We start from the raw sequence: 21,921 nt of genomic DNA, 5'->3' as shown, positions 1-21,921 counted from the left end.
TTATTTTTTTGTTATAATGTTTTGCTGTTTCATCTCACTCATGGCACCTGAGCTGCTTTCATGTTTATTTGCAATTTTCAGTTTTTCCCTTACAAAATTCCTGACATCATAAAAATATATGTTATTGTATGGGCATGCCCTGATGCAGTCACCTGCACCAACACATTTTACACTTTTAAAATATCCCTTTTCAATAAAATCATCTGGCATTGTTGACAGGCCCACCTCGCATGAGCTTGCACAGTCCCTTGTTGTGCAGTTCTTGCAAATATTTTTATCTTTTACCTTAAGCTTAAAAAATCCAAGAACGCTAAATACACCCGCAAGTGTTCCTGTGGAGCACCAGCCATATTTTCTGCACGGACTCATGCCGGTGAATGGTATGGATATAAAGAATATGTACCATAGTATATCCCACATAAAATAGGAATAAAATACTGAGGGGTCTATTCCATAAATGCTAAAAAACAATCTTCCAGTACTTGTGTAATAGTATGAAAACAATGACGCAAGTATTGCCAGAATCCATGACATGGAGGCTATTGATAGAACAGTATTGCTGAAGTATTTACCAGACTCCTTTTTACTTAATTTTGATTCATAATTATACTTAACCATGGCCTGTCCAAGTGAACCACCATACATTACTGCTGCAGGGCATAGTGTCGAACAGTATGATCTTCTCCCAAAGAGAAGTGCCAGAAAGGCATAAAGCACATATGATCCAATTAATGGTAAAACAAGATAGGGATATAGTGCAGCCTCGTAACCTGTGCTTAACCATAATGGTAATTTATTGTACCATATCGGATTTAAAAAGTTTGGCCCGGCAACTGTGTATATTGCAAACGCAGTAAGGGCAAATGCAAGGTTGATCTTTTTTCCCCGGTCTGCAAGTTTCCTAATTCTGGATATAACAAGTGCCCCCATTTCAAGACCCATAATTATTAAAAATGGTGGAGATTCAGTTATATAACCAATAATATAAAAAATTTCAATAAATATTGATACTGGTGTGAATTTATAAACGCCTCCCGCCATATCATATAATACAAGAAAGTTGGAAACGCCAGTTGTGGCAGGCACAAACGGTGATATAAATTCCCTTAATACTATGTGTACATAAACGCTGGTAACAGAAACACCACTATATACCGGCACGGTATCTATGAATCTGTAAAATGGAACATAATCATATGTGGCAAAATCCATTGATGCGGCCATCAAAAATTCTATTATAAATGATGAAAGAAGCACAAAGAATATTAAATTTCTGGGTTTGGCAGCCCTAACCTTTCTTGGAATTTTTTCCTTATTTTCAGGCAGTGCCTTATTAATATTTTCAAGGAACATGCTGTGATAATAATACCACATTCCAAATATTATACCCATGGCATAAAATATCCATACCAGCCCAAAGGGTTTTAACATTATTGTTCCCAAAAATGTTCCTATGCCCATAAAAAGGTAATCAATAAAAATCATTTTTATATGGTATGCATCTTTTTTTGGCATTAGAAGCCTGTGCGATGCAATATACTCAAGAAAAATTACCATAAATATTATCATTATGGCCATTTCCAGAACACCGCCAATAAAAACAAAATCGTTATTACCAAGTATGGTGGGGGAAACTAAATCCATGGTGAATATTGATATTGCCGCATATTTGTGCATACCCTTGGGCTTGTAAACAAAATAAAGCACTGCCATTTCAACAGTCATTGGGACCAGAAAATATATTGTGTTAATTCCATAGCTTAACGCATAAACAAATGAAAGAGAATAAAATATATGGTAATAATCAAAATGTATTATTATTGGATTAAACAGGTAATACAGAAAAATACCCATAGAAACCTCATTCCATATAATTAGACCTGTAAAGGAAACGCCAATGGCCCTTGTAAGCCCCTTTCTGGATAATCCCCCATGGATAACACCTATAAATGTGGCAACAAGCGGCTGGGTCATTAATGCCATGCCTATAACGAAGGCGGTGGCAGTGTTCAATAAGCTTCTTGTGGTTGTTATATAAAAGGTTAATGCGTTGAGCATGCTGGCCATCATTGCGGTAAATATGCCTATTGAGGCCAGTTTTAAAAATGATATTGTAAATTTATTTTTTAATACATACGCAAATACAGCTGACACATAGGCAACCATAACCACAATGGTTATGATTCCCAATGTAAATGTCAGGGAATTCATATATCAAAGATTTAAAGATGATATTATTAATTATTTATAGAATAGTTTCTATAAATAAGTTTATTGAAAATTATACATATGTGATTTTATGAAGAGGGAGGTAGTCGAGAGTCTATTGATTTCAATTTTTACAGCTTATCTTTTCTTTTATTCATTTTATACCAATGTTTTTGTAATTTTCAGTAATATATATTACCCATCAATCTATCAGTTTTTATTTTTTATAATTCCTTACGTGGCCCTGCCATTACTGGTATTTTTTAGAAAGAATTCTATTATTGATAGAATTTATTTATATTTTTTATTTATTGGCCTTGTAACATTCATTGTGCTACTGGCGACTTATATTGTATATATAATGTATGAAATAATAATATTCCTTATAATAGCATTTTACGCTGATATTATTGAAGAATTATATTTTAATAAAAAAAGAAGTTTATTTTACCGTGGTGCCGGATTTATATCCATTTTAATCGCAATGCTATTCATATCAAAGTTTCTTGTTATATCAACACCAGTGGAACCAACAAAAATAGTTGTTGATTCAATATATGCAGATTTTCCAATTGAAAAAGTACCATACTTCTTTTATTATGGAATTATAATGAGAATAAATTATCTTTATTTCACCACTTCAATTCAATCAATAGTTCTTTATATTATACTTGCCGCGCTGCTTACTGAAAATTATTACATGATATTTAAAATAGTTAGAAACAACTCCGTTGCAAAAAACATGATAAGCCCAACATTAACCGGCGGTATATCTGCATTAAGCTGCCAGTGTGAGGGGTTAACAGCAACCTTACCAACAATAGCGGCTGCACTAGCCACAGCAGTTAGCACCACACTACTAAGTGAAAGCATTGTCCTGCTTTTATTGAGTAATTTTATGCTTACAGTATTTCTAAACAGGAAAACTCAGATAAAAATTGTATCACAGATAAAAAATATCAGGAATAGCAATATATTTCCAGTTATGGCAATATTTTTTATATTAATTACTCCAATTGCTGAAATTTTTGGAATTTATTTTAAACTGGAATTATTATCATTAATATTCTTCTTCGGAATAAACATACTTATGTTTGTTGCCGGTATATTTTTTATGTATGTCCTAACAAAAATAGGTGTCCAGCCCAGAATACAAAGTAAATATCTAATAATTTCACTAATAATTTTTTCAAGCATAATTATGTTTATCTGGTTTATACCGTATTTTACAGCCCTGGCATATACATATTATAATATATTCCTCTTAATGAACCTTATGGCATTTGTCTCAGGTTTCATAGTTTACCTTATCTATTCAAATATTGATACATTAAAGCGTGCATATGTTGAATACAATGCAATGATGTTCAGCATGACTGCCCTAATAATTTTTTACATTGCATTAATAGAAAATACCACTTTATACCCATTATATGGAATAGAGCAACAAATTATATTTTCAGCAATTTTATGGGCAACGGCATTGCCTTTTATGTGGTTAAGCACAATAGATACACTTTACCAGTATTCTGTACCAAAAAACTATTACCTAAAAAATTCCAAGAAAAAATCAAAAAACTTTTCAGAAGATTAAAAAATCATTTAAATTTTATCCTGTCATTTAGTCCATACTCAGAAAATCCTATGGCTGTAAATGCAAGGCCTATAATGAACAGTCCGGCACCCACTATTTCCACATATAATGGATATGGTACAGTATTCAGATAACCCTGGATGAAGGTACCAAAGCCGGCTATTATTAGCAATATTCCGGTCATCAACAATGTTATTGTTCTTACCATTTTTATCCCCAATACTAAAATTTTTTTTGCTATATAAATTTAATCCAGATTATAAATTAAAGATGATACATTTGTGATAAATATATTTGATTAACGCAAATATATTTATGAATTAGAATAAATAAAGTCCAAATAATTTATTTTATTACATATTACTTACTTTTTATATGAAAAAAATATTTAAAATTATATAAATACAACTGGTAATAATTTATTTCGATTTATAGAATATATTCTTTAATAACATATTTATTCAAAAAAATCATAATTGAATCATGATATCAGGCTTAATACTAAAAAATTTAACAATGCTTGTGAGTGGTTTACAGCCAGCTGCCTATAATCCTAACGGTCCGTTATTTATACCAATAATTATGGGTACAGTAACATTGGTCGCAATAGGGGCAACAATATTCGTAAAATATTTTGTGTTAAGGCGTTAACTTATTTTTTTATTTAACATTAACGTAATCATTTTGTCAAATTCACCTTATAATTTTATATTTTATCTCAAATTTTGGTTATTTAACAATAAATAATCATAAAATTTATATATAATTTAAAAATATTGTTAATTATGGTAGGATTAAAAATATTTAAAAAAAGTTCACAAAATGGTGTAAATGCCGGGAAAAATCTTAAAACTGTTCTTGGTGCATCATCTGTTATAGGAGGATTTTATGCATTAAGCTATGATGTGGATTACTTTCTACTGGCAGTTGGTATTGCATTTGTTGTTGCCCTTCTGGTACTGAAATTTAAAAATAAAAATAATGCATAAGTTTATTCTACCTTTTCAATATAATTTTTTAAACCAGCAACTGCCTGTGTTATTGTTGGGTCTTTAATATTCTGCATTACCTTTTCTGGAGTTTCATTACTAAGTGCACTTGGTGATATTAGTGCACCATTGAATATATATGCTCCTCCAGGTCCAGTTATAATGCTAACAGTGTTTATATGTGCTGGTATGCCATTACCTGCACTTAAATTGGCGCTTGTAGAATCTGTTCCAGATATGAGGACCTCAGTTGTGTATATTTTTATATCATTATATACATTTGATGGGACTTTTGCTTTAATTTCATTAAGTCCCTCATTTATTAGGTTTTGCCCTGTTAAATTTTCTTTATACAAATAAATTGGTATGAAGTGAATCATTCTTCCATTTAATGTGAAATTATATTCTGAGTTTGTAAATATTACACCTGGTGTATTATTATAAATATATGATGATGATGAGTTAACATATGTGTAATTCTTAGTACTACCAATAAGACTGTAATATGCCCATGAACTTGATGCTCCATTTGGGCTTCCGTTCCACGTGATAAAATAAACGTTTATTGAACCCCCGCCAACCAGATTTTTTGTGGAAATCTGGCAGTAATTGTCTATTTTAATATTTTCCTCTGTTGGATTGTAATGGAGATCAAAATCTATGGATAATGCTACAATGACTATTAAAAAAACAATGAAGAAAACAAGCATTTTTCTATTTATTTTAGGTTTATCGCCATCTGGTTCCATTGAAATTTAATTTAAAGATGTTATTTATACTTTGCTGAATATTGAGACTAAATATAACTATTAGAATATGTTTTTGAATATAATATTACGAAAAGAATTATTAAATTTAAAAAATCATATTATTTTGATATTTTCACATAGCATTTCATATTTTTTATTTGAATTATAAAAGAATATCTAATTACGTGAATATATTCTATAATTAATTTTATAATTAGATAAAAAATATACAACACATGGATAGCGCAAGCGAAGCAGAATATGAATATAACAACAAGATTTATAATTCTGTGAAAGGCTGGATTTTTACAACTAACCATAAACAGATTGGAATTTTATACATACTGACATCACTGGTTTTCTTTATTGGTGGCGGTGTGTTGGCCTTACTTATGAGACTTCAGCTGGCAATACCAAGATATGATCTTGTCAAGTACAGTCTCTTCTCAGGCCGTTTTCTTGATGCATTACAGTACAACCAGCTTGTCACAATACACGGATTAACAATGCTTGTATGGTTCCTTGGGCCACTTGGGACTGGTTTTGGTATTTATTTAATACCGCTGGCAATAGGTTCCAGGGATATGATATACCCCAGAATAAACGCACTTGGGTACTGGCTTTACCTTTTCAGCGGCATACTTCTATGGATCGGCTTTTTTATGCCAGGCGGTAACCTTGATACGGGATGGACAGTTTATCAGCCCTTATCATCATTTAAATTCACCCCTTATCTGGGAGCTGATACTGCCGCAGCTGCAGTGGTGGTAAGAGGTCTTGGTACCATAATAGCATCAACAGAAATTATTGCAACTGTATTTAAGGCAAGGGCCAGAGGATTAAGAATGATGAATATGCCGCTATTTGTCTGGGCAGTATTCTGGGTGGCGGCCATATCCTGGTTTATATTCCCTGAAATAACAGCCCTGTTCTTTATACTTGTAGTTTCCAACGTTTTAGGTTTATCCGGATTTATATCCACCTATGGAGGAGCATTAATGTGGGAGAACCTGTTCTGGTACTTTGGGCACCCTGAGGTATATTTATTACTCTTACCCGGAACAGGGGCCATGTTTGATTATTTATCAAATCTTGGCCATAAAGCACCATATCTTAAAAAATGGATGATAGCAGCAATGGGAGCAATATCAGTTGATGGTGTAATGGTTTTCCTGCATCACACATTCATGACAGGTATAGTATTTGCATGGCTAATGGCCACAAGTATATTCACTGAATCAATATCCATACCAACAGGAATGATGATAGTTGGAATTATAGCAACATTACTGGGTGCAAAACACAAGTTCCAGACTCCTGTATTATTTGCCCTTGCCGCATCAACATCATTTATGATTGGTGGGGTTACAGGGGTTACCCAATCATCATTAGCCATTGATACAATAGTCCATGGTGATTATTATGTGGTGGCCCATTTCCACTATTTCATGGTTGGTGTTGCTGTTATGGCCCTTATGGGCAATCTTTACTATTACTTCCCAAAATTCACAGGAAGAATGTACAGCGAAAAGCTGGGCAGGCTTCATTGGGCGTTTGCATATCCCGGTGTCAATATCCTCTACTTCCCAATGTTCTTCCTTTATGATCTGCCAAGAAGGGTATATACATATCAGTCTGGGTTTGGATATACCATATTTAATGAGATATCAACAATAGGGGCATTCATATTTGGGCTATCATTCCTTATAATGTTTGCCAACTTTGCATGGTCACTTAAATATGGAAAAAGGGTTACAGAAAATAACCCATATAAGGCCACGGCTGGATTCGTCTGGTTTACCACAACACCTCCAAAATATTATAACTTTGATTATGAGCCATATGTTGGTGGCGCAGATAACAGGGATCTTTTATTGGATGAAACAAAACCAATAAAACCAAGTAAGGTTGAGTTATCCTCAAGACCCATGCTTATTGCAGGTGGTGTGGCACTTGCCTTCTTTGGAACAGTTGTTGCATTAATGGGCTATAAGCCATACGCATTTGGATCCTATTTCGCATACATAGGCTTTGCAATAGTGGCAGTTGCTTTAGGCTTATTTGCATGGGGAGGTATTGGCTGGATGTACGATGACTACAAACTAAGGTCTCCAAATGTACCGCCTATGTATAAGAAAGACCCTGTTACAAAGGGATTCAACAACATGAGGCTTGGAATGCTTATATTCCTTGCAGGAGATATGATATGGATGGCAACATTCTATGGAACCGTGGAATGGTTAAAACTGCAGACCATCTCACCATATGTTGAGGGAAACGATCCCACAACCTTCTTCTTCCCTGCCATGGCAACAGTATATAATGTAATATCAATAATAACAATAGGCATAGCAGCTTTATTCGCATACTTCGCACTCCGTGGTGCAATAAATAAAAAGGCATCAGCATCATCAACTTATATGACAATTGGGGTAATATTTGCAATAATATACCTTATCACAGCAATAATTTCACTTGAAACAATGAATGCAAACAGCGTGCTGGCACTTGCAGCCACCGGAACAAATCCGGTTACATCAATGTTCTGGTTAATATCATTAATGGACGTAACATTCTCATTAGGTGTTATAGCCGTTATGATAAAGTATATCATAAGTGTCAGCAAGAGTAAAAAATTCCTTTGGGGAAGGGTGGCTACAAGCGCAGATATACTAATGTGGTTTGTGGCATTTGTATTCCTTACAAGTGTATTCACAACCATAGCGTTTATAGCATGAGGTGATATAAAATGACTGAAAATATAAAAAATGATAATATATTAGGGCAAAAGGCTGAAAATGTTACTGCTGAAAAACATACATATTCAAATGAAATCTCGGATGAGGAACTGCATCTGTCCGATGATGACTTTGATTGGAAGGAGTACAGCATATGGAAGAATCCATATGCCTTGGTTGTTATAATAATAGCCATATGGTTTTCACTATGGCTATTTATTAATGTGTTCATGGGCAGGTGGTTTTCATGAAGCCAATACAAAAGGCAGCTGTAGCCGCACTTATTGTGGCCATTATATTAATTGCTGCTATGGGTATAACCGCATTTGCATACCACCCAATGAATACAGTGATGTCAGATCAGGGCCCTGTAAACCATAAAGATTTACCATACTATAATACAACGGTAAATGGTAAAAAAGTTGAGGTGGTCAATCTCTCACTGGCTGCATGGGGGCAGGGTAATGGTTATCCTGATGCATATCCATACAACTTTAACGGTACATCCTATGGTGCAATGACCATATACTTACCAGCAAATGCTGATATACATGCTAAAATGACCAATTATGAGGTTAAACCGCATACATTAAAGATTGAACTTCCGTATCCGTCACAGTGGAAGAGAGGACCTATATGGGCCCATACATCCGCCCATGTGAAGAAGGTCATTAACAGTACTGGTTCAATACTCCCAATTTGGTATGGAAATGTTGCACATTCCAAATCAATATGGTGGAATGATACACAGGCCGGTAATTACTGGATAGTGTGTGGATTAACCACCCATGCAGAGGCAGGAATGTATGTATATGTGATAGTTAGTTCAAATGTTACTGTACCATACTATACAATAAAATGAGGTGTGAAAAATGTTTAATATACTAAATATATTGCCAAACGCATACCAGCTCATTCCCAAAGGATCAATTACCGGGGCAGAAATAACATCAATATATCTTGCTTATATAATCCCCGGCATAGTTATAGGTGCAGGATTCGCCTTCTGGTATATCTATGTGTTCCTTAAGAGCTGGAAAAGGCATGAGGAATTTGACGAAAATGCCCCTTATAACCCTGATGAGGATATGAGACCTGGAAGAATAGAAAACATAGAACGTGGGAATAAAACAATATTTAAGGTCTTCGTTCTCTTTGTGGTGATTGTTTTAATATCACTGCTGGTATATGACTTACCACCTGCATACGGTATAAGGGTTGCCGGGGCTGCACCAAGTGCTCCAACCGATAATCATCATTACCTTGATATAGACGTTGTGGGTTATCAGTGGCAGTGGATATTCATATATCCAAATGGTTCATCCACAAGGCACTTTGCTGTACTGCCTGCTAACACACCAATTCAATTTAATGTGACCAGCGTTGATGTCATGCACTCGTTCTATCTAATAAATGTAACAAAGGTTGATGCCTTCCCTGGGCATTATAACTACATATGGACAAATATTACAACACCAGGCCTTTATCATTTCGAGTGCGTTGAGTTATGTGGTCTTGGGCATGCTCATATGAGGGGACCTGCATTTGTATTACCATACAGCCAGTGGAAAACGTGGGAGAGCCAGCAGAAACCTGGTGAAATGAATGAAACATTTGTATACAATGGCGTAACATACTCATACGGGCCAACACTATATGGTGCAACTCCAACACCACCATCTGCTGGAGATTAAATTATTTTTTTATTTTATTTTTAACGGTTATGTGTATCAGGTGATTAAAAATGTCTAAACTGAAAAACTTTATGAAAATTACCAAGCTTGAAATTACGATGCTTATAGACATGGTTGCAATAGCAGCATTTCTGGCAGTACCTGGTGGTAATAAATATCCATTTCTATTATTAATACTGGTAATAAGTGGGACACTTGCCTCTATGTCTGCAAGTTTGTTCAATAATATTTATGATATAGATATAGATATAAAAATGAAAAGAACGAGATCGCGCTCAAAGATAGTAAATGAAAATACACGCAATAGAATGATATTCTTTGCATCCATTATGATTGTTATATCCCTGGTGCTTTCATATTTTCTTCTTAATTTCCTAACAATGATCTTTATATTTGGTGGTTTTCTTAGCTATGTCGTGCTTTACACCATAGTCCTAAAAAGACGCACCTCATGGAATATAGTAATTGGTGGTATAGCAGGAAGCTTTCCAGCACTTGCCGGCTGGGCATCCTTAACAGACTCTGTATCAATAACATCCCTATTCATAGCGTTTCTCGTATTTATGTGGACTCCCACACACTTCTGGAATCTATCTGTAAATAACATAGATGATTATAAAGAAAACAACATACCAATGTTGCCCGCCAGAGTAGGAATTAAAAAAACCGCATTTTGGATAATGATTAATACCATTATTCTGATCACCTATTCTCTTATACCCTTCTTTATCAGTTACATACATGTTGGTTATCTGTACTTCCCCATGGCAGTAATAATGGATGTTATACTCCTTGCCTATGTAATCAGGCCCTTCATGAGAAATTATGACAGAAAATACTTTAGAAGCGCCTTTGGTTTTTCCAATATGTATATGCTAATATTATTGATAGTTATAATGATTCCATTCATATAAAAATAAATATTTATTTTTTTAATCTTATAACATGTTTAATTTATGATATAATAAATTTTTTAAATCATATATCTGTATTGTTTATTGAGGTATAACATCTTAACTGTGGTCTTGATTCATTTAAATAAGCTACATCTTTTATGGGTTATGAAATATTTTAAATGTTAATTTTTCATTGAATATTTGTCAATTTTGTAATTTCAGAAATTCATCAACATTGTAGAATTCCCAATCTTATTTCTGGTATATTAATTTGTAGAATTATATCTTATCTGACTGAAATTAACTCTATGTAAATACCCTCTAACTTCATGAATAATGGAATAAACTACAATCAATATATGCTGGGAAGATGTTAATAGGTTACATTGTAATTTATATATTATAATATTTGATAGCTGGAAATCAAATGATAAAAGCAAAAATATACGAAAACAGACATTATATTCAATTAAAGTTAAAAAACTTGTGTATGCTTCATCCAGAGCCTTGGCTTAATATCAAAATGCATTATTTTTTAACACAGATTTGGCGACATCCTCACAAAGTTAAAGTATATGGATTCCCGATACCATTGAAAAGCTTGCCCCATCATGTATGAAACATCGCTACACTGGCATAAATTCGGTACAGTCCGTGCCTACCTTTTTTATGTAATTTAATATACCATAAAACTTTACGCCTTCATCTACTCCATCAGGAAAGGAGACTTCACGCTTTAAAGTTAAATTTAAAAAAATTAATTAATATGTCTTCTGGTCCATAAAGGAGAATCTATCAGGGCCCCAGCAGCAATTGTTAAAACACCTATAATAATGCCAACTGTACTGGCATATCCCAAATATGCAATATCTATTAAATAGGAATATGAACCAAATGTGTATGTTGTAAAAACTTTTCCACCTGTAATTTCTATAAATATGTAATTGCCTGAAGGTATTTTAGAATATTCTTTTATTATTCCAAAACTGGTGGTGCTTCCAATTTTAAATTCATTCAGTGTTGTTATATTTGTTACCTTGCCAGCATCAGATGCAGGTATAAGCCCCGAGTTTGACGTTGGATTTTTTACTGTGAGAATATCAGAAGATTTAAAGCTTATCTCCTTAGATTCATAAATTCCATTTCCCAATGATTTCAGGGTATATGTTGTGTTATTTTTATCATGAATATCCACGCCATACATGGCGAGACTAATGATCAGTATAATAAGGCCTATTATTAATATGCTTTTTTTCATTATAAGTTTATATCTAATATTTATTAAGGTATTATCATAGATTATTTTCTATATATTACTCTAAAAAATAAACTTTTATATGTATATTGCTTAAACTATCATGAAAATTTTATCATGGAATGTGAATGGCCTAAGGGCTGCTGTGAAAAATGGTATAATAGATTTTTTAAAAAAGGAAAATCCCGATATAATACTTTTTCAGGAAACAAAGGTGGATAATATGTCTGTTCCTGAGGAGATATATCATCTTGATTATAAGGTATATATTAACCCTGCACAGAAAAAGGGATACAGCGGTACCATGGCTTTGACCAAAACTGAACCATTAGACTATGTGGCAGGAATCGGAAATAAGGATTTTGACTCAGAGGGTCGGGTTCAAACATTTAATTTCGATGATTATTATCTAATAAATTCATACTTTCCAAACTCCCAGCACGGTCTTACCAGACTTGATTATAAGATTGAATTCGATCATGAAATTCTAAAATACTGTGATGATTTAAAATCAAAAAAGGGGGTTATAATCACTGGTGATTTTAATGTAGCGCATGAGGAGATAGATATAGCCCGACCTAAAGACAACCAAAATAATGCTGGATTTACGCAGCAGGAAAGGGATTTTATGACGGAATTTCTTAATCATGGATATATAGATACATACAGATATTTTCATAAGGAGCCAAATCATTACTCATGGTGGTCGTATAGATTTAATGCAAGAGAAAAAAATATAGGATGGAGAATAGACTATTTTGTTGTCTCAAAAGATTTTATAAAAAATGTTAATGACTCACTAATACTGGAAAATGTTATGGGGTCAGACCATGCACCAATAGAGTTAATTTTAAAGTAATAATCTGCAATTGCACCGTAAAATTAACCTAAAATTAATAAAATTTTTATCTGTCTATCTTTGATTTCCTTTTTATTTTTCTCCACGCAAATCCCTTAAATCTCTCCTCATCTTCTATTTTACCACGTTCATGATAACCATATGACTCCCAGTATCCATCCTCATAATCCCTCATTATTTTTATCTCTGTAAGCCATTTGGCACTCTTCCATCCATATAATGAGGGTATAAACGGTCTTGCTGGAAATCCATGCTCGATGGCCAGAGGCTTATCATTCATTTTTAAAGCTATTATGCTTTTTTCATCTATTGCATCGTCATAAGGCACAGGGGTATCATAGCCATCGGCACATATAAACATGACCCATTCAGCATCCTCCTCAGGTTCTGATTTTAATATAAGGTCTCTTAGGGACGGTCCTGTCCATTTAACATCTTTTACAGACCATTTTGTAACACAATTAAAATCAGATATGTATTCTATGTTTGTCATGGAATTAAGTTCATTATATGTATATTCCATGGGTTTTTTAACAATACCATCTATCCTGAGCTTCCATAAATTTTCATTTATAACTGGCCCTCCAAGCGCGTCATATAGTATGAAATTATTTACATAATGCTGGCCGGGATTTTTTATCTCAATTTTCTCCATGATATACCTATTTATTATGGATATAAAAGTGTTTATTAAAAGTATTTTTATAATACATGTATAAATAGAACCTTTATAATTTAATTTACTCTATCATTATTTCGCCAAAAATTTTAAATTAAAAACGGATACCGGTTAAAATGGATGAAATAGACAAAAGGATACTGACAAGCCTTCTGGGAGATGGCAGATCTACATTGAGGCAAATTTCAAAAAATCTCGGAATTTCCCCGCAATCCTTACAGTACAGGTTAAATAAGTTTCAGGCCAATAACATTATAAAAAAATTTGCCCTTTATGTTGATAAGAGGATATATAATATAAAAAGTGGATTTGCGGCATTCTCTGGTTTAAATACAATAGAAACAGGCATATTTGCCAAAATACTGTGTCTGGAAGAAATATCACTTTACGGCTTTCAGGGAAAAACACTGGATGAATTAAGAGCCAGTATAGATGCTGCATCAGAAAAAATTGGCCCTAAGGCAATGGAATACATTCCAGAGCAGAACATAAACATCACAGTTTCAGGCAATGAACTGGCAATTATAGAATCTCTCAAAAGCAATCCAAGGATTCTCATATAACGATCTTGCCTCACAGCTCTGCCTGCCAAAAGGATTAAAAAGTATATTGAAAATTTAATTAAGAAATCAATAATTTCTGTTATACCTGTTATTGACATCTCTAAAACTGATATAACTGTTTTCGCAATTTTTTCAGAAAATTTTGATCTTATTGAACCTTTATTAAAAAATAATATCTTCTTTACATTTAAGGGCAGATCAGCAGGTCTTGCCATATGTTTTGCCGATAACCTTTTGTATGCAAAGAAAATAATAAATATGGCAAGATCTCATGAAAAAAATGCCTCTGTGATGGTAATATATGATTATGACTTTTTTTAATTAAAATGGAACAATCTATAATTATTTATTTATAGATATAATTAAGTTTTATGGTCAGTATAGATGATGCAGTTATAGCAAGATTTGAATCTCACGGTTATAAATTTGAAATTCTTGTCGATCCAGATGCTGCTGGAAAAATTAGGTCAGGGAAAATAGACATAGAAAATGACCTTGCAATACCAGAGGTTTTTAAGGATGCAAAAAAGGGTGATAGGTCAAATGAAGAAATTTTAAAGGAAGTTTTTAAGACCACAGATATAGGTCAGATAGCAATAGAAATAGTAAGGCGAGGCCAGATACAGCTTACAACAGAGCAGAGAAAGGAAATGCTTGAAAGGAAGAAAAAACAGGTTATCAATGAAATTGTTCGTGAGGCCATAAATCCACAAACAAATACACCAATACCTGCAATAAGAATTGAGGAGGCAATGGAAGAGGCAAAGGTTAGAATAGATCCATTTAAAAGCGTCGAGGAGCAGGTCCAGACAGTTTTAAAGGCCATAAGGGTTTTAATACCAATAAGAATAGAAAAGGTTAGACTTGGTATAAAACTGGCCGGTGATGCATATGGAAAACTCTATGGGGATATATCAAAATTTGGTAACATATTAAAGGAGGAATGGTCAAATGCCGGGGAATACATGTGCATCATTGAAATCTCAGCAGGTCTTCAGGGGGATTTAATGGATCTTATCAATAAGAAGGCACATGGTGAGGCGGAGGTAAAACTTTTAAAATGATTTATAAATTTATTGGAAATAAAAAATGTTTTATATAGCAATTTATAATTTAATATAAAAATAAATATTGAGCTGAATGTAAGGGTGAAATGTTTGGAAACTAAAGAAATCGTATATCCTGGTGATAAAATTGAGCTAAATGATTTAAAGCCCAGAAATGGACTTTATGAATCTAATTCTGAATATTTTTCAGAATATTTTGGAGTGATACAGCGCGGGGATAAATTTGTCGACATAGCACCATTTAATAGCCCGTATCTTCCAAGGGTTAATGATAAGATAATAGGTAAAATAATGGATATTGGGCCAACCATGTGGACTGTTGATATAAATTCTCCGTATTATTCGCTACTGCATATAAACGATACCCCATGGCACGTAAATGCCGGAGACCTTGAAAGATACCTGAATGTTGGTGATTTTATTTATGCCAAGATATCGCAGTCAAATGAAATCAGGGAAAGCTGGGTAAGCATGAAGGAACCTGGCATGAAAAAACTTGAAACGGGCCAGATTATTGCGGTTAAACCCCCAAAGGTACCGCGTGTAATTGGTAAGGGAGGAAACATGATCAATCTTATAAAAAATGAAACAAACACAAAAATAATAGTTGGCCAGAATGGTTTTATATGGATAGATGGAGATATAGAAAACGTTAATATGGCAATAAATGCCATAAAAATAGTTGAAAAGGAAGCACATACAATTGGCTTAACAGACAGAATGGCAGAATATTTTAAAAAGTTAAAGGGTGAAAATTAAAATGGAAGGCAATATTAAGCTTATTAACGATGATGGTCTGAGACTTGATGGTAGGGCTTTTAATGAAATGCGCCCGATTAAAATTCAAACCGGTGTTATAGAAAAGGCTGATGGGTCAGCATTTATTGAGTGGGGTGCAAATAAGATTATAGTGGCAGTATATGTTAGGGAGGCCTATCCAAAGCATACCCAGAATATGGACAGGGCAATAGTCAAGGCACGGTACAATATGGCCGGATTTAGTGTTGAGGAGAGAAAAAGGCCTGGCCCGGATAGAAGAACAATGGAAATATCCAAGGTTGTTTCAGAGGCACTTTCATCAGCAATAATACTTGAAAAACTCCCAAGAGTTGAAATTGATGTTTTTATCGAGGTTCTTGAGGCTGATGCAGGCACAAGAATAGCAAGTTTGACAGCATCATCTGTTGCTGTTGCCGATGCTGGAGTTCCAATGAGGGATCTCGTTGTTGGCTGCACTGCCGGGAAGGCTGATGGCAGGGTTGTTCTTGACCTTTCAAAGGACGAGGATAACTACGGTCAGGCTGATATACCAATGGCAATTCTCCCAAGAACAGGCAAGGTTGTTTTACTTCAGATAGACGGTGATGTGTCTGAGGAGGAATTTGATCAGGCGACATCAATGATGATGAATGCCATGAAGGATATATCAAAGATTCAGCGTGATGCCCTGATGAGCAAGTATTCAATAGAGGATGGTGAGTAAAAATGCCCATGGATTCAAATGCGGTAATTTCTGAAATTAAAAAAGGTTTCATACTGGATAGCATAAAAAAGGGTAAAAGAATAGATGGCAGATCCTTAACAGACTTTAGGGAAATAAAAATTACAGAGAATTTTATTCCAAAGGCCTGTGGTTCAGCCATGGTGGAACTTGGTAAAACAAAGGTTGTTGCGGGAATAAAAATAGAGGAAGGCACCCCATTTCCGGACTCTCCTGAAAGTGGTGTAATGGCCCTCAACATAGAGCTACTCCCAATGGCATTTCCAACATTTGAGTCTGGCCCTCCAAGTGAGCAGGCAATAGAATATTCAAGGGTTGTTGATCGTGGTATAAGGGAGAGCAACGTTATTGACACATCCAAGCTCGTAATAGAACCCGGTGAAAAGGTATGGATGGTATATATTGATATAGATGTTCTCAATTACGATGGAAATATTATTGATGCATGCACGCTTGCTGCGGTATCCGCTTTAAAAAACGCCATTGTGCCAGCATCAAAATATGGCGGTGAGGACTTTAAACTTCCTGTAAATGCACTGCCCGTATCTGTAACCATGGCAAAAATTGGAGATGAACTTGTATGCGACCCAGATCTTGAGGAGGAACAGGTTTCTAATGGCAGAATAACTGTAACAATGGCAGAGGACAATCATATACACGCCATGCAAAAGGGTGATGTTGGAGAATTCTCACTTGATGAAATTAGGAAAGCTATAAAAACATCAAGTGATATAGGTAGTAAGATTAGGGAGAAATATTTAAGGTGATTATAAATGACAAAACACACAGTAAAGGTTGGGGCCTCAGGCAGATTTGGGCCAAGGTACGGTGTTACAATAAGAAAGGAATGGAATAAGGTTTATAAACAAAAAACAAGCTATTACACATGCCCATCCTGCAAGCAAAACAAGGTTAAGAGGGTTGCAAATGGTATATGGGAATGCAGGCACTGTGGTTATAAATTTGCTGGTGGGTCATACACACCAGAATACAGCAGTGAAGTAATAAAGGAGATAAATAGCCATGTATAAATGTGTTAGATGCGGAAGACCGCTTGAAAAATCTTTCGGGACCGCCGATATAGAATGTGAATGCGGTTCAAGGGTGTTTATAAAGGATAGGCCAAACACTGAAAAGATTGTTAAGGCCAGATAAATTTTTAATATATTTTTTTAAGTATTTTTATGAATCTTGAAGAATTATTTAGTTTTAATCTTTGCACAAGATGCACTGGCAGGATATTCGCAGGCATTGGAACAGGGTTAACCAATAAAGAGAGGGGCGAAAGTCTTTTATTTGCCTATAATGCACTTATCGGAAGCATGCAGGAAAAAACATCCTGCTACATATGCAATGGCATATTTGATCAGTTTGATAAATATCTAAAAATAGTTTTGGATAGGCTTTCTGGATATGAATACAATTCTTTTTTAGTGGGGTCAAAATTTGATCCGGAAATTTTGGAAAGAGAAAATCAAATTCAAGAAAAATTTGGTAAAAAGGGCGAAAGTATTAAGAAGGAATTTAACAGGGAATTCGGTAAATATATGGAAAATATTACAGGAAAAACCTATTCAAAGGACCCGGATATCATAATAAACATTAACACCATTTATGATTATGTGGAAATAAATGTTAAATCATTGTATATTTATGGTGTTTATACAAAGATGAGACGCGATCTTCCACAGACCAGATGGATTCATGGTTCCGGTGATTCTATAGAATCTATAATAGGCGAGGAGTTAAAGAAAATAACAGAATCAGAAAACTATTATCTTCATGGTTCCGGACGTGAGGATGTTGATGTTATGATGCTTGGTAATGGCCGTGAATTTGTAATAGAGGCATCAAATCCCAAAAAAAGGTCGGTTAATCTTGAGGAATTTAAATTTGCGGTTAATTCAAAAAATGCCGGCATCAAAATAGATAAATTATCCTTTTGTGATAAAAAGAGGGTAAAAGAAATCAAGGAAGCCAAACATGATAAGGTTTACAGGGCAGTAATAGAATCAGATGGCATAATGGACAGGGAAAAATTAATAAGGGCATGTGAACTGCTCACAGGAAATAAAATAGAACAGCAAACACCAAGAAGGGTGCTTGGTAACAGATCCGATATTATTAGGAAAAAAGAAATAAAATATATAAAGATAGAAGATATAATGGATAAAACTGCCACCATCCAAATATGTGCTGAGGCTGGCACATATATAAAAGAACTGGTAAATGGAGATTGTGGCAGGACAAATCCAAGCCTGACCTCACTTTACGGTGAAAAACTCAGGGTTAAGAGCCTGGATGTCATATATATAAATAGGGGTGATTAAAACGACAAGAATGTCAAGGGGATCCAGATCAGGATCAAGGAATATACTCACAAAAAGAATAAAGGAAAGGGGCATGCCCAAGGTTAATGACCTGCTCAAAACATTCGATGTTGGGGACAGGGTTGCAATAGTTATAAATCCGGCAGTTCATAATGGAATGCCTCACCATACATTTGAGGGCAGAACAGGAATAGTTTCAGGTATGCAGGGATCATGCTATGTTGTGTCTCTTAATATAGGCAATACCACAAGGAAAATTATATCTGCTCCAGTGCACCTCAAGAGGCTGTATCAATGAAAATAAAATATATAACAAACATTGATGTATACAACAAATTATCCGCAAAGGAAGAAAAGACTGAGGATGAGGCAGATACATTATCATATGTTGAAAAGTTTCTTAAATATAAAAAAAACGTTGACATAGAAAAGCTAAAAGAATCATTAATGTCAACATTCAAGCTTTCAGAAGAGGTTGCTGTAAAGCTGATTGATCTTAAACCAAATAACAAGGACGAATTAATAGCAGTATTAAATTCATATAATATAAAAGTGGATGATGCGCAGCTTGATGCAATTCTTGATACATTGCAGGTCTTATAAATGGAAGAATATGCTTATGTTCTGGATTATTTACCACAGGGACGCCCTGAAGATAAGAGTTTTAGAAAGACACCATTAATAATAGCCATTGGTGAGAGCGAATTCAAGCTTCTGGAGATAATACCAAAACCTGATGCAGTCATATCTGTTGGTGATCGAATATATATAGGGAAATCTGCTGAGAAGCGTGATAAAATTATATCAATAAAAAGGAGGATAACATACAAGGAATTAACAAGCGCCGCTGTATCCGAACTCCCATATACTATAGAAACAATAATAGATTCAAATCCAGAGAAATTCATAAACTTTTTTAATAATTCGGAGGCTGTAAATGCCAGAATGCATACACTTGAGCTTCTTCCAGGTCTAGGCAATAAAAGCATGTGGGCAATCCTTGAGGAAAGAAAAAAAGCACCGTTTAAATCATTTGATGATATATCAGAAAGGGTTAAAAGCGTCCACAATCCAAAAAAAATGATAGTTAACAGAATAATAGAGGAACTCCAGAACAGATATGAAAAATATAAATTATTTGTTGCAAAATGAATGATAATTTTAGTAAAAAATATGGCCAGGTATTTTTAAAAGACCATAACATTGCATTAAAGGAGGTATCATTTTTATCTCCAGAGGATAATGAATGCATACTTGAGATAGGCCCTGGCCATGGAATCCTAACAGAACAATTATTAAAATATAATATAAATTTGACCGTGGTTGAACCAGATCATAGATTTGTGGATCAGTTAAATCAAAGTTATAGCAATTTTATTAAAAGTGGTAAATTAAAGATAATAAAGGCAGACTTTCTAAAACTGGCTCCAGGGAAATATGATAAAATTATAGGAAACATACCCTATCAAATCTCATCCAAAATAGTTTTTAAAATACTGGACTATGATTTTAAAATGGCAATATTAATGGTTCAAAAAGAATTCGCACAAAGGCTTGTTGCCAGTCCTGGAACTCCAGATTATTCGAGGCTTACAGTAAATTCAGGTATAAGGTCACAAATTAAAATACTTTACAATGTAAGCCGCAACTCATTTTATCCTGTACCAAAAGTTGATTCATCAATAATATTAATAGAAAAAAGGGAGTATAATATAGATATTAAAAAATTTGATCTTTTTTTAATAAAACTATTTTCCATGAGAAGAAAAAAAATTTCATCCATAATAGATTATCATGGAATATATTCTGATAAAAGGCCATATGAGCTGACCATTGATCAGCTCATTGAGGTTTATTCCCAGAGTTAGTGGTGTTTCCCGTGTTTTTGCTTAAAATACTTTCAAGGGCTGTTGCAGTGAAAAACTGTGATGTATCACCTGCTGTTGGCACGTTCTGAGGTATCATGATCAGGGATCCCTTACCCTCAAGACCAATCTGGTAAACTATATCCATCCATCTTAACTGGAATGCAGTGGGATTGTTTTCATACTGTTTTGCAGCATCCACCATTTTTCCGGCAGCCTCCACCTCTGCCAGTGCCAGTGTAACCCTGGACCTTCTCTCCCTTTCTGCCGCAGCCTGTCTTGACATGGCATCCTGCAGGGCCTGTGGAACCAGAACATCCCTTATCTCCACGGATGATACCTTAACCCCCCAGTGCTCTGTTTTTTCATCTATAATCTGCCTTGCAGCCTCACCAACCTTTTCCCTTTCAGATAATATCTCATCAAATGAGGATTTTCCAAGAACCTCCCTAAGTGTGGTCTGGGCTGCCAGCTGGGTTGCTGTGGCATAATTTTCAACATTAAGCACAGCCTTATCTGCATCTATAACCTGAAAATACATTACCGCATCAACGTTAACCGGAACATTATCCTGTGTGTATGTTGACTCTGTTTTAAATGCAACCGCCTGTATCCTTGTTGATACGACAACTGTAATCTTGCTTATTATTGGTGTAACATAAATAAGTCCGGGTCCCTTCAGTCCTGTGTATCTTCCAAGGGTCAACACAGGGGCCCTCTGCCATTCCTTTAATATATGAATACCGGATAATAGTATGCCAAGAATTATCAAAACTATTATTATTAATGCTATTTCCCCTATACTTACCATAATTAAATAACGAAAAGTCCTATTTAAATTTTTTTTAAATATTTTTATTAAAATATCAAATAATAAATACGTCAATTAGAGAAATTATAAACGTGAATTTTTATATATAAAATAAGTCTTATC

At 34.5% G+C, this 21,921-nt stretch carries 27 protein-coding genes; 21 read left to right on the top strand and 6 right to left on the bottom strand.

Annotated features, from left to right (window positions below; translation table 11 throughout):
• Positions 1–2,211 (bottom strand): 4Fe-4S binding protein, encoded by a 2,211-nt coding sequence (locus tag TZ01_RS06245; protein ID WP_048101954.1) that lies wholly within the window; start codon positions 2,209–2,211, stop codon positions 1–3.
• Positions 2,212–2,299: 88 nt separating this feature from the next.
• On the opposite strand from TZ01_RS06245, the gene TZ01_RS06240 reads away from it, so the two are divergent.
• Entirely contained in the window at positions 2,300–3,802 is a 1,503-nt protein-coding gene (locus tag TZ01_RS06240) for a hypothetical protein (protein WP_048101953.1), read from the top strand.
• A gap of 4 nt (positions 3,803–3,806) precedes the next feature.
• Here TZ01_RS06240 and TZ01_RS06235 read toward each other — a convergent pair whose 3' ends face one another.
• A complete protein-coding gene (locus tag TZ01_RS06235; protein WP_048101952.1) occupies positions 3,807–4,010 on the bottom strand; it encodes a hypothetical protein in 204 nt (67 codons plus the stop codon).
• 275 nt (positions 4,011–4,285) lie between these two features.
• Here TZ01_RS06235 and TZ01_RS09605 point away from each other — a divergent pair, with 275 nt between their 5' ends.
• Together TZ01_RS09605 and TZ01_RS06230 are read left to right on the top strand one after the other, a co-directional pair.
• Complete coding sequence (locus tag TZ01_RS09605; protein ID WP_156150330.1) at positions 4,286–4,453, top strand: hypothetical protein; 168 nt, start codon at positions 4,286–4,288, stop codon at positions 4,451–4,453.
• Between the two features lie 134 nt (positions 4,454–4,587).
• Entirely contained in the window at positions 4,588–4,791 is a 204-nt protein-coding gene (locus TZ01_RS06230) for a hypothetical protein (protein ID WP_048101951.1), read from the top strand.
• A gap of 2 nt (positions 4,792–4,793) precedes the next feature.
• Here TZ01_RS06230 and TZ01_RS06225 read toward each other — a convergent pair whose 3' ends face one another.
• Entirely contained in the window at positions 4,794–5,540 is a 747-nt protein-coding gene (locus tag TZ01_RS06225) for a DUF929 family protein (RefSeq protein WP_048101950.1), read from the bottom strand.
• A gap of 236 nt (positions 5,541–5,776) precedes the next feature.
• Between TZ01_RS06225 and TZ01_RS06220 the strand changes: the two genes are divergently transcribed.
• The 5 genes from TZ01_RS06220 to cyoE are packed head-to-tail and all read left to right on the top strand — an operon-like array spanning position 5,777 to position 10,886.
• On the top strand, positions 5,777–8,278 hold the full coding sequence (locus tag TZ01_RS06220) for a cbb3-type cytochrome c oxidase subunit I (protein ID WP_048101949.1): 2,502 nt from the start codon (positions 5,777–5,779) through the stop codon (positions 8,276–8,278).
• 11 nt (positions 8,279–8,289) lie between these two features.
• Positions 8,290–8,529 (top strand): hypothetical protein, encoded by a 240-nt coding sequence (locus TZ01_RS06215; RefSeq protein WP_048101948.1) that lies wholly within the window; start codon positions 8,290–8,292, stop codon positions 8,527–8,529.
• Positions 8,526–9,140, top strand: a complete 615-nt coding sequence (locus TZ01_RS06210) for a sulfocyanin (protein WP_048101947.1) — start codon at positions 8,526–8,528, stop codon at positions 9,138–9,140. The genes TZ01_RS06215 and TZ01_RS06210 overlap by 4 nt, the downstream gene beginning before the upstream one ends.
• A gap of 10 nt (positions 9,141–9,150) precedes the next feature.
• Positions 9,151–9,972: a cytochrome-c oxidase gene (locus tag TZ01_RS06205; RefSeq protein ID WP_048101946.1), complete on the top strand. Its 822-nt coding sequence runs from the start codon at positions 9,151–9,153 to the stop codon at positions 9,970–9,972.
• Between the two features lie 50 nt (positions 9,973–10,022).
• Positions 10,023–10,886 carry a heme o synthase gene (gene cyoE, locus TZ01_RS06200; RefSeq protein WP_048101945.1) on the top strand — a complete coding sequence of 288 codons (864 nt, stop codon included), beginning with the start codon at positions 10,023–10,025 and terminating at the stop codon, positions 10,884–10,886.
• A 739-nt stretch (positions 10,887–11,625) separates the two neighbouring features.
• Here cyoE and TZ01_RS06190 read toward each other — a convergent pair.
• Positions 11,626–12,126, bottom strand: a complete 501-nt coding sequence (locus tag TZ01_RS06190) for a hypothetical protein (protein WP_048101943.1) — start codon at positions 12,124–12,126, stop codon at positions 11,626–11,628.
• Between the two features lie 100 nt (positions 12,127–12,226).
• Here TZ01_RS06190 and TZ01_RS06185 point away from each other — a divergent pair, with 100 nt between their 5' ends.
• Positions 12,227–12,982, top strand: a complete 756-nt coding sequence (locus TZ01_RS06185; RefSeq protein WP_048101942.1) for an exodeoxyribonuclease III — start codon at positions 12,227–12,229, stop codon at positions 12,980–12,982.
• Positions 12,983–13,028: 46 nt separating this feature from the next.
• Here the strand turns inward: TZ01_RS06185 and TZ01_RS06180 are convergent, their stop codons facing one another.
• On the bottom strand, positions 13,029–13,637 hold the full coding sequence (locus TZ01_RS06180; protein ID WP_048101941.1) for a sulfite oxidase-like oxidoreductase: 609 nt from the start codon (positions 13,635–13,637) through the stop codon (positions 13,029–13,031).
• Between the two features lie 140 nt (positions 13,638–13,777).
• On the opposite strand from TZ01_RS06180, the gene TZ01_RS06175 reads away from it, so the two are divergent.
• The 12 genes from TZ01_RS06175 (at position 13,778) to rsmA (ending at position 20,990) form a co-directional block, all read left to right on the top strand.
• Positions 13,778–14,224: an Lrp/AsnC family transcriptional regulator gene (locus TZ01_RS06175; protein WP_048101940.1), complete on the top strand. Its 447-nt coding sequence runs from the start codon at positions 13,778–13,780 to the stop codon at positions 14,222–14,224.
• Between the two features lie 371 nt (positions 14,225–14,595).
• A complete protein-coding gene (locus TZ01_RS06170) occupies positions 14,596–15,288 on the top strand; it encodes a ribosome assembly factor SBDS (RefSeq protein ID WP_048101939.1) in 693 nt (230 codons plus the stop codon).
• An 84-nt stretch (positions 15,289–15,372) separates the two neighbouring features.
• The gene (gene rrp4, locus TZ01_RS06165; RefSeq protein ID WP_231563434.1) at positions 15,373–16,050 is read left to right on the top strand and encodes an exosome complex RNA-binding protein Rrp4; all 678 of its coding nucleotides are present in this window, start codon (positions 15,373–15,375) and stop codon (positions 16,048–16,050) included.
• Positions 16,040–16,774 carry an exosome complex exonuclease Rrp41 gene (gene rrp41, locus TZ01_RS06160; protein ID WP_048101937.1) on the top strand — a complete coding sequence of 245 codons (735 nt, stop codon included), beginning with the start codon at positions 16,040–16,042 and terminating at the stop codon, positions 16,772–16,774. The genes rrp4 and rrp41 overlap by 11 nt, the downstream gene beginning before the upstream one ends.
• A gap of 2 nt (positions 16,775–16,776) precedes the next feature.
• Positions 16,777–17,559 (top strand): exosome complex protein Rrp42, encoded by a 783-nt coding sequence (gene rrp42, locus TZ01_RS06155; RefSeq protein WP_048101936.1) that lies wholly within the window; start codon positions 16,777–16,779, stop codon positions 17,557–17,559.
• A 6-nt stretch (positions 17,560–17,565) separates the two neighbouring features.
• A complete protein-coding gene (locus TZ01_RS06150; protein WP_048101935.1) occupies positions 17,566–17,823 on the top strand; it encodes a 50S ribosomal protein L37ae in 258 nt (85 codons plus the stop codon).
• Positions 17,816–17,947, top strand: coding sequence for a DNA-directed RNA polymerase subunit P (locus TZ01_RS06145; RefSeq protein ID WP_048101934.1), 132 nt, complete (start codon positions 17,816–17,818; stop codon positions 17,945–17,947). Before TZ01_RS06150 ends, TZ01_RS06145 begins: the two co-directional genes overlap by 8 nt.
• A 29-nt stretch (positions 17,948–17,976) precedes the next feature.
• Positions 17,977–19,122, top strand: a complete 1,146-nt coding sequence (locus TZ01_RS06140) for a tRNA pseudouridine(54/55) synthase Pus10 (protein WP_048101933.1) — start codon at positions 17,977–17,979, stop codon at positions 19,120–19,122.
• Positions 19,123–19,132: 10 nt separating this feature from the next.
• Positions 19,133–19,420, top strand: coding sequence for a 50S ribosomal protein L21e (locus tag TZ01_RS06135; protein ID WP_048101932.1), 288 nt, complete (start codon positions 19,133–19,135; stop codon positions 19,418–19,420).
• Entirely contained in the window at positions 19,417–19,725 is a 309-nt protein-coding gene (locus TZ01_RS06130; RefSeq protein WP_048101931.1) for a hypothetical protein, read from the top strand. Before TZ01_RS06135 ends, TZ01_RS06130 begins: the two co-directional genes overlap by 4 nt.
• The gene (locus TZ01_RS06125; protein WP_048101930.1) at positions 19,726–20,274 is read left to right on the top strand and encodes a DUF655 domain-containing protein; all 549 of its coding nucleotides are present in this window, start codon (positions 19,726–19,728) and stop codon (positions 20,272–20,274) included.
• Positions 20,271–20,990 (top strand): 16S rRNA (adenine(1518)-N(6)/adenine(1519)-N(6))-dimethyltransferase RsmA, encoded by a 720-nt coding sequence (gene rsmA / locus TZ01_RS06120; RefSeq protein WP_048101929.1) that lies wholly within the window; start codon positions 20,271–20,273, stop codon positions 20,988–20,990. The genes TZ01_RS06125 and rsmA overlap by 4 nt, the downstream gene beginning before the upstream one ends.
• On the opposite strand, the gene TZ01_RS06115 is transcribed toward rsmA, so the two are convergent.
• Entirely contained in the window at positions 20,965–21,798 is an 834-nt protein-coding gene (locus TZ01_RS06115; protein WP_048101928.1) for an SPFH domain-containing protein, read from the bottom strand. The genes rsmA and TZ01_RS06115 overlap by 26 nt on opposite strands.
• Positions 21,799–21,921 lie beyond the last annotated feature (123 nt).

The sequence above is a fragment of the Acidiplasma sp. MBA-1 genome (genome assembly GCF_000949015.1).
Taxonomy (GTDB): Archaea; Thermoplasmatota; Thermoplasmata; order Thermoplasmatales; family Thermoplasmataceae; genus Acidiplasma; species Acidiplasma aeolicum.
Note: the sequence above shows the minus strand (reverse complement) of the source record. Positions and strands in the feature narration are given on the sequence as shown.

Excerpts from the sequence above, each read along its gene's own strand:
- TZ01_RS06245 (WP_048101954.1), bottom strand. The coding sequence starts at position 2,211 with ATGAATTCCCTGACATTTACATTGGGAATCATAACCATTGTGGTTATG.
- TZ01_RS06240 (WP_048101953.1), top strand. The coding sequence starts at position 2,300 with ATGAAGAGGGAGGTAGTCGAGAGTCTATTGATTTCAATTTTTACAGCT.
- TZ01_RS06235 (WP_048101952.1), bottom strand. The coding sequence starts at position 4,010 with ATGGTAAGAACAATAACATTGTTGATGACCGGAATATTGCTAATAATA.
- TZ01_RS09605 (WP_156150330.1), top strand. The coding sequence starts at position 4,286 with ATGATATCAGGCTTAATACTAAAAAATTTAACAATGCTTGTGAGTGGT.
- TZ01_RS06230 (WP_048101951.1), top strand. The coding sequence starts at position 4,588 with ATGGTAGGATTAAAAATATTTAAAAAAAGTTCACAAAATGGTGTAAAT.
- TZ01_RS06225 (WP_048101950.1), bottom strand. The coding sequence starts at position 5,540 with ATGGAACCAGATGGCGATAAACCTAAAATAAATAGAAAAATGCTTGTT.
- TZ01_RS06220 (WP_048101949.1), top strand. The coding sequence starts at position 5,777 with ATGGATAGCGCAAGCGAAGCAGAATATGAATATAACAACAAGATTTAT.
- TZ01_RS06215 (WP_048101948.1), top strand. The coding sequence starts at position 8,290 with ATGACTGAAAATATAAAAAATGATAATATATTAGGGCAAAAGGCTGAA.
- TZ01_RS06210 (WP_048101947.1), top strand. The coding sequence starts at position 8,526 with ATGAAGCCAATACAAAAGGCAGCTGTAGCCGCACTTATTGTGGCCATT.
- TZ01_RS06205 (WP_048101946.1), top strand. The coding sequence starts at position 9,151 with ATGTTTAATATACTAAATATATTGCCAAACGCATACCAGCTCATTCCC.
- cyoE (WP_048101945.1), top strand. The coding sequence starts at position 10,023 with ATGTCTAAACTGAAAAACTTTATGAAAATTACCAAGCTTGAAATTACG.
- TZ01_RS06190 (WP_048101943.1), bottom strand. The coding sequence starts at position 12,126 with ATGAAAAAAAGCATATTAATAATAGGCCTTATTATACTGATCATTAGT.
- TZ01_RS06185 (WP_048101942.1), top strand. The coding sequence starts at position 12,227 with ATGAAAATTTTATCATGGAATGTGAATGGCCTAAGGGCTGCTGTGAAA.
- TZ01_RS06180 (WP_048101941.1), bottom strand. The coding sequence starts at position 13,637 with ATGGAGAAAATTGAGATAAAAAATCCCGGCCAGCATTATGTAAATAAT.
- TZ01_RS06175 (WP_048101940.1), top strand. The coding sequence starts at position 13,778 with ATGGATGAAATAGACAAAAGGATACTGACAAGCCTTCTGGGAGATGGC.
- TZ01_RS06170 (WP_048101939.1), top strand. The coding sequence starts at position 14,596 with ATGGTCAGTATAGATGATGCAGTTATAGCAAGATTTGAATCTCACGGT.
- rrp42 (WP_048101936.1), top strand. The coding sequence starts at position 16,777 with ATGCCCATGGATTCAAATGCGGTAATTTCTGAAATTAAAAAAGGTTTC.
- TZ01_RS06150 (WP_048101935.1), top strand. The coding sequence starts at position 17,566 with ATGACAAAACACACAGTAAAGGTTGGGGCCTCAGGCAGATTTGGGCCA.
- TZ01_RS06145 (WP_048101934.1), top strand. The coding sequence starts at position 17,816 with ATGTATAAATGTGTTAGATGCGGAAGACCGCTTGAAAAATCTTTCGGG.
- TZ01_RS06140 (WP_048101933.1), top strand. The coding sequence starts at position 17,977 with ATGAATCTTGAAGAATTATTTAGTTTTAATCTTTGCACAAGATGCACT.
- TZ01_RS06135 (WP_048101932.1), top strand. The coding sequence starts at position 19,133 with ATGTCAAGGGGATCCAGATCAGGATCAAGGAATATACTCACAAAAAGA.
- TZ01_RS06130 (WP_048101931.1), top strand. The coding sequence starts at position 19,417 with ATGAAAATAAAATATATAACAAACATTGATGTATACAACAAATTATCC.
- TZ01_RS06125 (WP_048101930.1), top strand. The coding sequence starts at position 19,726 with ATGGAAGAATATGCTTATGTTCTGGATTATTTACCACAGGGACGCCCT.
- rsmA (WP_048101929.1), top strand. The coding sequence starts at position 20,271 with ATGAATGATAATTTTAGTAAAAAATATGGCCAGGTATTTTTAAAAGAC.
- TZ01_RS06115 (WP_048101928.1), bottom strand. The coding sequence starts at position 21,798 with ATGGTAAGTATAGGGGAAATAGCATTAATAATAATAGTTTTGATAATT.